Source organism: Halorientalis brevis (assembly GCF_042678165.1).
Taxonomy (GTDB): Archaea; Halobacteriota; Halobacteria; order Halobacteriales; family Haloarculaceae; genus Halorientalis; species Halorientalis brevis.
Genome location: NZ_JBHUDJ010000006.1, coordinates 43,546 through 51,612, shown reverse-complemented (window position 1 = coordinate 51,612; position 8,067 = coordinate 43,546). Strand labels below are relative to the sequence as shown.

Sequence of the window (8,067 nt, the reverse complement as noted above, 5' to 3'; positions counted from 1 at the left end):
CTCGAAAAACGTCCCCAGAAATTGAAGATTTCTGGTGGGCCTCGCAAGAACTCCACTCTTGCGGACGTGGGCGAAAAAGGCGGAACTCGCGCCACGGCGCGAGTTCCGGGAACCGCGCTCCCTGCGGTCGCGCGGATGCTGGTGGTTAGTTGAGTGTCGTCACTGATTCTCGTCACCTGTCTCTCTGGGGCCGTCGGTGGTTGAGATGGTGAACTGTCGGTTCTCTGGGTTGTAATACTCTCGTCCAAAGAACCCTCTGAGTGCCATTGTCGTTCCAACGTACGAGGCTGCGACGAGGACGACGAATCCGAGCGCAAAACTGAGGACCAATTCAGCGACCATGCTTTACAGCAAAACCTCTGTGGATTTGTTGTCTTTGAATAGTATTTTGCGCGCCACGACCAGGCCTATACTGACGGAATCCGGTGCTGCGTACCGTCTTACCCGCCGTGCCCGGGGTAATCGCGCTCGAACCGCGACTCGATCTCCTCGCGGTCGAGTTCGATGAGCACGGGGCGGCCGTGGGGACAGGCCCAGGGGTTCTCGCAGTCGTCGAGCGCCTCCAGCAGCGCGAGCACCGACCCCTCGGTGAGCGACGTGTTGCCCGTGATCGAGGGGTAACAGGCCAGGTCCGAGATCAGTTCGTCGGCCACGGCGTCGACCGTCTCGGCGGCCGCCGCCTCGCCCGTGACGAACGCCGAAAGGACTTCCCGGACGAGTTCCGGACCAGCCGCCTCGGCCACGAGGTCCGGCACCGTCCGGACCTCGACCGTCCGGTCGTCCACGCGCTCGGCCTGGAACCCCAGGCGCGCGAGCGCGTCCTCGTACTCGGTGAACAGCTCGGCTTCCCGAGCAGTCACGGAGAGGTCGACCGGGTTCGCCAGCGCCTGGGTCGCCGTCTCGCCGGCGAAGCGCTCGCGCAACCGCTCGTAGTTGACCCGTTCGTCGGCCGCGTGCTGGTCGATCAACACCACCCCGTCGTCCGTTTCGGCAACCACGTACGTATCGTGTATCTGCCCGAGCACTCGCATTGCCGGGAGTCGATCGAACGCCTCGGTGTCTCCGCCCACCGCCGCCTGGTCGTCGGTGCCCAGGCGCGTCTGTGCTGACCCCGGTCGGAAGCGACCGGCCTGCTCGTGGGAACTCTCGGTACCGCTGGACTCGGCGGCCTCGGACTGTCGCGTATCGGAGCTCTGCGACGCCGGCCCGTCAGTCGATGGTGGGCTGGTCGACGGCCGGTCGACTGCCGATCCGTCCGCTCGTTCTTCGACACCGGGGTCGGCCTGGGGGCTCGCGTCCGAGACTTCGGTCTCTCCACTGCTGGCCTCTGCAGGGTCGGCGACATCGCCACCGTTCGCCGCGCTGACGCCGCTCGTCTCCCGGATGTCGTCGGGGCCGATCGGGTCCTGCTGTCTGGTGGGCGGGTCCGTCGGTGCCGGCTCTGTGCTGGCCGCGTCGGTCGGCTCGTCGGGTCGGTCCGCCTCGGGTGCGTCCGCCGTCCCCGCCGTCCCCGCGGTCTCGGCATCGCCCTCGGCGTCGTCACTGCGTTCCGGCACGATCTCGGCCTGTGCCGGCGCGGACCGACCGCGGGGCGCCGACGAGCGGACGATCCCCTCGCGGAGGAGCGCCTCTTCGACGGCCGTCTGGACCTGTTCCCGGACGCCGTCGCTGTCGGCGAAGCGGACCTCCATCTTGCGCGGGTGGACGTTCACGTCCACGGTGTCGGCGGGAAGCTCCAGGAAGAACACGGCGAAGGGATAGCGATCGGGCGCCAGTTGGTTGCCGTAGGCGTCGACGATGGCGTCCCGAACTGTCCCCGAGCGGACGTACCGACCGTTGACGTAGGTCGTCACGTAGTCGTTGCTCGCGCGGGTCGTCTCGGGATGACTGACGAGCCCCGACACCGATTCGAGCGGGCCGTCTGGCAGGTTCGAGTCGTTCTCGTCCGACTCGTCGGGATCGACCTCGACCATCCCTTTGGCGACTTCGCGACCGTAGACTGACATCACCGTGCTCTGGAGGTCGCCCTGGCCGGTCGTGGCGAACGTCTCCCGGTCGTCGTGGGTCAGTGAGACCCGGACGTCCGGGTTCGCCAGCGCGTAACTGGTCACCACGTCGTTGACGTGGGCGAACTCCGTCCCGTCCTGTTTGAGGTACTTCCGGCGCGCGGGGACGTTGTAGAACAGGTCCTCGACTTCGATAGTGGTCCCCTCGGGACAACCGGCCGGTTTGACTTCGGCCACGTCGCCGCCCTCGACGCGGAGTTCCGTGCCCGTGTCTCCCCCGCGAGGTCTGGTCTTGATGGTCAGGCGCGAGACCGCGCCGATGGCGTGTAGGGCCTCGCCGCGGAACCCGAGCGTGGCGACGCCGGATTCCAGGTCCTCGATGTCGCGGATCTTCGAGGTCGTGTGTTTCTCGACCGCGCGGCGGACCTCGTCCTCGCTCATGCCGATCCCGTCGTCGGTGACGCGGATGCCGTCTTTGCCGCCGCGCTGGACGGCGACCTCGACGCGGCTGGCGTCGGCGTCGAGGCTGTTCTCGACGAGTTCCTTGACGACCGACGCCGGTCGCTCGACCACCTCGCCGGCCGCGATGCGCTCGACCGTCTTCGGATCGAGTTCCCGGATGGACCCCTCGCTCATACCTGCTCGAACGTCCCCAGGGGCAAAAACGTGCTGTGGTTGGTGGCATCCACTCGCCGTCAGACCGGCGCCCCGACCGGGACCGGGTTGAAGGACGTTCACGTCGTACCATGGACGACCCGCATGGCCACCCAGAACGCGTTCAACGGCGGGACGGTCGCGAAGGTCGGCGCCGGGTTCGCCATCGCGCTGGTGCTCCTGTACCTGTTCGGGACCGTCGTCGGCTGGGCCGCGATCGCTCGCACGCTCAGGGCGGCTGACCCCCGGTGGTTCGGGCTCGCGCTCGCCTCGACCACCCTCGGACTCGCCGCCTGGGCGAAAGCGTGGGACGAAGTGCTCTGCGTGATCGACGTCGACATTCCGTTCCCGTCGCTCGTCGTCACGTACTTCGCCGGCACCTTCGCCGACTACGTGACGCCGATGGGGAAGGCCGGCGGCGGGCCGCTGATCGCGTACCTCCTCTCGACGGACGATCGGATCAGCTACCACGAGAGCCTGGCGACGCTGACGACCGCCGACCTGCTCAACCTGGTCCCGTACTTCCTGTTCGCCGTCGTCGGTGGTCTCGGCCTCGCATTCCGCGGCGGCCTCCCCCGTCGTGCGGACCTGCTCGCGGGTGCGCTCGGTGGCGTCGCGGTCGTCGTCGGGAGCGGCGGCTACCTCGCCTGGCGCTATCGAACGACCGTCACGTACTCGCTCGTCGCTCTCCTCACGCCGGTGCTCGAACGGACACCCTTCGTCGACGTCGCGACCGTCCGCGAGGAGATTCACGGCTTCTACGAAGAGATGGACCGGATCGCCGACGAACCGCGTCTGCTCGGCTACACGCTCGCGCTCGGCGTCACCGGCTGGGTCCTGTTCACGATCCCGCTGTATCTCGCCGGCCTGACGGTCGGCGTCACGCTCGACCCGCTGGTCGTCATGTTCGTCGTGACCGCCAGCACCGTCGCCGGCCTCGTGCCGACGCCCGGCGGCCTCGGCGGCGTGGAGGTCGCTCTCGTCGGGTTACTCGTCGCGCTCACGCCGCTCAGCGCCGGGTCCGCCGCGGCCATCGCGCTGCTCTACCGCGTGGCGAGCTACTGGTACGTCCTCGGCGTCGGCGGACTCGCCGCCTTCTACGAGGTGTACTCGTACTGATGGACGCTGTCGGTGTGGGCTCACTCGCCGGTCTCGGCTGCCAGGTAGTCGAACTGGGCGGTCAGTTCCTTCGTCCGCTGGCGCCTGATGACCGTCCCGTCGAGGATCGCCCCCACGCCTCCGACGTCGAGCGCGAACTCCGTGGTCGCCGTGATCTCACAGCCGTCGTCGGTCGGTTCGATGGTGTATCCGGTCCACATCTCCTCGAAGATACCGTCGCGCTGCTCGTAGGCCAGGACCGCGTCCGCGTCGTCGAGGAGTCGCAGCTCCAGTTCGATGCTGGCCATCGCGAACCCCTTCCCGATCGTCAGTTCCTCCCCGTCGCGTTCGACCGTGCTGAAGCCGGCCGCGCGCATGAACGGTTCGACGTCCAGGACCTCCGCCCGGACGGCGTCGGGCGGCGCTGCGAGCGACCGCGAGAGCGAAACCGTCTCCATACGCGTCCTGGTCGCTCGGCTCGTATATATTCACCTGCTACTAATCAGCTGGTGGCCGCACGTCAGTCCGCCTCGGTCTCGTCGGACTCGCGCCGGAACCCCGGCGGCAGGCCGGTGTGTTTGATGCCGACCTGTTCGTCGATCTCGAACTGATACACTTCGACGCCGCCGGAGGTCTCTCCGGAGACGAACAGGTCGGGTCGCCAGGCGTTCTCCATGGCGGCTTCGTGGTCGTCCAGTTGGTCCATCGGGACGGCCTCGATCGAGCCTTTCAGCAGCACGCTCTCCCAGCTGAACATCGATTCGGCCTTGTACACGAGGAAGCGAGCGGTCTCCGTCTCGGCCGTCAGCGACTGCTTGCGGCTGCTGGACCCGATCACGTAGGTGAAGTAGAGTCGCGACTCGCCGTCGTACCCGTACGAAAGCGGGAGGAGATACGGCCCCTCTTCGGCCTGGAGGCCCAGCACGCCCACGCCCTGGCTCGACAGGAAGTTCTTGATCTCGCCGTCGTCCATCCACTCCATCCCATACTCCCGGAGCTCGTCGAGGGACATAGTTCCTAGACCCACAAGTGGCCTCATTAATCGCTCGTGCGTCAGCACAGCGAGACGACAGTCTGCGTACGGTTTTCCGCTCCCTGCCCGTCGCAGATCGGTCGAACTAAACGACCGACCGGCAAGTGTCGCAGTATGAGCAATACCGCCCAGACCCATCCTGTGCCGCGAGAGCACGCGGAGACGGCTCGCGTGCGCAAGCAGGACACGTCACACCCGTGCGCACTCACTGCCAACGACATCGACTCGCTGCTCACGGCCGTGCACGAACAGGCGATGGCGATTCGCGATACCCTCGCAGAGCGCGCCGACCGGACCGAGCGGATCACGACCGAGCGCGGTGAGGCCGTCGTCTACCTCGGGCCGGACGTTCTCGAGACCGTGCTCGACGCGATGGATCTCGGGGACTGCGTGCGGCGGTCGATGGCCCGCGTGGCCCACACCGAGACGGCGGCCGCCCACCTCGACGTGGCAGACGAGGCCGTGGTCGTGGCGCCGCCCCGCTAACTCACTCGCCGTCGAGTTCCGCCTGCCACTCCTGCACTTTCGCCAGCAACTCGACCGGTGGCGTCTCGTTGACGTCGACGTCGCGTAACTCGTCGAGCACTGCTTCGGTCGCCGGATCGAGCCGGGGATCGTCGTCCTCGGACGTGGCCTGATTCGGACTGCCGTCGGTCGCGACGCGCGTCTCGCCGCTCGTCTGCTCGTCGCCTTTGAACTGGCCGGAATCGAGGTCGAACACGACCTGCGTCGTGTCGCCGCCCTCGCTGCCCCCGCTCCCGCGTACCTCGATGGCTTCGTCTTCGCGCAGCCGGTCGAGGACGTCGCGCGAGCGGTCGACGACCGGCTCCGGGACGCCGGCCAGGTCGGCGACGTGGACGCCGTAAGACCGGTCGGTCGGCCCGTCTCGCACCGTCCTGAGGAAGGTCACGTCGCCGTCCGTCTCGTCGGCAGCGACGTGGACGTTCTCGACGGACGGGAGTTCATCGCCGAGCGTCGTCAACTCGTGGTAATGCGTCGCGAACAGCGTCCGGGACCGGATCTCGTTCACGATGTACTCCGTGGCGGCCCACGCGATCGAGATGCCGTCGTACGTCGCGGTCCCGCGGCCCACCTCGTCCAAGATCACGAGCGAGTCGTCGCTGGCCGAGTGGAGGATGTTCGAGAGCTCCTGCATCTCGACCATGAACGTCGAGCGACCCTGGGCGAGTTCGTCGAGCGCACCCACGCGCGTGTAGATGCCGTCGACCAGCCCCACCCGGGCCGCGTCGGCGGGCACGAAACTCCCGACCTGCGCCAGCAGCGTGATGAGCGCCGCCTGGCGCATGTAGGTCGATTTCCCGCTCATGTTCGGCCCCGTGACGATGAGGAAGCGTCGATCGTCGTCCATCCGGAGGTCGTTCGGGACGAACTCCGTGGTCTGTTCGACGACTGGGTGACGCCCCTGCCGGACGTCGAGTTCGCGCGACTCGGCCAGCTCCGGCCGGGCCCAGTCGTTGCGGACGGCGTGGGCGGCCAGACTCGCCAGCGCGTCGAGTTCGGCCAGCGCCCGCCCCACGTCCTGAAGCAGTTCCGCGTGGGCAGCCACCCGTTCGCGCAGCTCTCCGAACAGTTCGTACTCTAAGTCGCCGCGCTGTTCTTCCAGCCGGAGGATTTCGCGTTCGCGCTCTTCCAGTTCGGGAATCGTGTACCGTTCGGAGTTCTTGAGCGTCTTGATGGGTTCGTACTCGTCGGGAACTTTGTCGGTCTCGCTTTTGCCGACCTGGATGTAGTAGCCGTCCGTCTTGTTCCGGTCGACCTGGAGGTGCGTGATGCCGTGCTCGCGTTTCTCGCGGTCGTCCAGCGTGGCGATCCACTCCTTTGCCGCCTCGTGGCGCTCGATCAACTCGTCCAGTTCCTCGTCGTACCCCAGCCGGAACAGGCCGCCCTGCGTGACCGTCGACGGCGGGTCCTCGACCAGCGCCTCGTCCAGTTCGGCCGCGAGCGACGCGCCCGTCTCGCGGTCCGGCTGTTCGATCACCGACGCCAGCGGCGAGTCGGCCAGCCGCGGCGTCTCGGCGACGAGGTCTGCGGCCTGGGGCAACAGGTCCAGCGTGCCCTGCACACGGAGGAGATCGCCCGCGTCGGCGCTCCCCGAGGCCGCTCGACTCGCGAGCCGTTCCAGGTCGTAGCCCCCGTCCAGAATCTCGCGGAGTTCCTCGCGGGCCATCGCCGCCTCGGTCAGCGCTGCGACCGCCGACTGCCGGCGTTCCAGTTCCGTCCGCGATCGTCGCGGGCGCTGGAGCCACTCCTTGAGCAGGCGGCCGCCCGCGCTCGTGACGGTGTGGTCGATGGTCGCGAACAGCGAGCCGTCCGTGCCGCCGTGCATCGTCTCGGTGAGTTCGAGGTTGCGCTGGGTCGTCGCGTCCAGATCGACGTGGTCGCCCGAGCCGTACTGCTGCAGGCGGGTCACGGCTGCCAGCGCCCCCTGCCCGGTCTCTTCGACGTAGGAGAGCACTGCGCCGGCCGCCCGAATCGCTCCCTCGTCGTCGGCGATGCCGACCGCGTCGACGGTCTCCTCGCCGAACTGCTCGCGGACGGTGTGGCGGGCTCTGCCGGGCGCGAACGCGTCGGCGGCGTGTAAGGTCAGCGTCGCGTCCGTTCGCTCGCGGATGCGGTCGAGCAGGACGTCGTCGGTGCGGACGGTCGGGCCGGGCAGCACCTCGACGGGATCGAATTTATAGAGTTCCGTCACGAGTTCGGCCGTCGCGTCCGCGCCGTCCAGGCCGGAGACGAAGAACTGGCCGGTCGTCACGTCGGCGAAGGCGACGCCGTAGCGCTCGTCGCTCCCGCTGCCATCGCTGACGACGGCTGCGAGGTACTGCGCGTCGTCGGCCCCCGTTTCGACGAGCGTGCCGGGCGTGACGATCCGCGTGATCTCGCGTGCGTGCCCGTCGGCTGTCTCGTACTGGTCGGCGACGGCCACGCGGTAGCCGCGCTCGACGAGCGCCTTCAGATACGGCGTCAGGTCGTCGAGCGGAACGCCCGCCATCGGGTACGACGAGCCGTGGCTCGACTTCTGGGAGATCGTCAGGTCGAGTTCCTCGGCGACCAGTTCGGCGTCCTCGTCGAAGAACTCGTAGAAGTCCCCACACTGCATCGCCAACACGTCCGCGTCCGTCTCGGCCTTCAGGGAGAGAAACTCCCCCACGATGCCCGTCGCCTCTGTCATACCTTCGGGTGTGCCCGACAAGGGGTAAAACGCTACGGGTCGTCACCGCCGACGGGTGCGACGCCGGGAGTCTCCCTCGGGTCACG

The 8,067-nt window shown here is 67.8% G+C and carries 7 protein-coding genes; 2 read left to right on the top strand and 5 right to left on the bottom strand.

Annotated elements, in window-relative coordinates:
• Window positions 1–159: 159 nt before the first annotated feature.
• Together ACFR9U_RS11975 and mutL are read right to left on the bottom strand one after the other, a co-directional pair.
• Entirely contained in the window at window positions 160–342 is a 183-nt protein-coding gene (locus ACFR9U_RS11975; protein ID WP_379814396.1) for a hypothetical protein, read from the bottom strand.
• 98 nt (window positions 343–440) lie between these two features.
• On the bottom strand, window positions 441–2,642 hold the full coding sequence (mutL, locus tag ACFR9U_RS11970; RefSeq protein WP_247380791.1) for a DNA mismatch repair endonuclease MutL: 2,202 nt from the start codon (window positions 2,640–2,642) through the stop codon (window positions 441–443).
• Window positions 2,643–2,765: 123 nt separating this feature from the next.
• Here mutL and ACFR9U_RS11965 point away from each other — a divergent pair, with 123 nt between their 5' ends.
• Window positions 2,766–3,779: a lysylphosphatidylglycerol synthase transmembrane domain-containing protein gene (locus ACFR9U_RS11965; protein WP_247380793.1), complete on the top strand. Its 1,014-nt coding sequence runs from the start codon at window positions 2,766–2,768 to the stop codon at window positions 3,777–3,779.
• A gap of 20 nt (window positions 3,780–3,799) precedes the next feature.
• On the opposite strand, the gene ACFR9U_RS11960 is transcribed toward ACFR9U_RS11965, so the two are convergent.
• Both ACFR9U_RS11960 and ACFR9U_RS11955 read right to left on the bottom strand, forming a co-directional pair.
• A complete protein-coding gene (locus ACFR9U_RS11960) occupies window positions 3,800–4,216 on the bottom strand; it encodes an SRPBCC family protein (RefSeq protein ID WP_247380796.1) in 417 nt (138 codons plus the stop codon).
• 62 nt (window positions 4,217–4,278) lie between these two features.
• A complete protein-coding gene (locus tag ACFR9U_RS11955) occupies window positions 4,279–4,770 on the bottom strand; it encodes a pyridoxamine 5'-phosphate oxidase family protein (protein WP_247380800.1) in 492 nt (163 codons plus the stop codon).
• Between the two features lie 135 nt (window positions 4,771–4,905).
• On the opposite strand from ACFR9U_RS11955, the gene ACFR9U_RS11950 reads away from it, so the two are divergent.
• Window positions 4,906–5,277 (top strand): hypothetical protein, encoded by a 372-nt coding sequence (locus tag ACFR9U_RS11950; protein WP_247380803.1) that lies wholly within the window; start codon window positions 4,906–4,908, stop codon window positions 5,275–5,277.
• 1 nt (window position 5,278) lies between these two features.
• Here ACFR9U_RS11950 and mutS read toward each other — a convergent pair whose 3' ends face one another.
• Window positions 5,279–7,981: a DNA mismatch repair protein MutS gene (gene mutS, locus ACFR9U_RS11945; protein ID WP_247380806.1), complete on the bottom strand. Its 2,703-nt coding sequence runs from the start codon at window positions 7,979–7,981 to the stop codon at window positions 5,279–5,281.
• Window positions 7,982–8,067 lie beyond the last annotated feature (86 nt).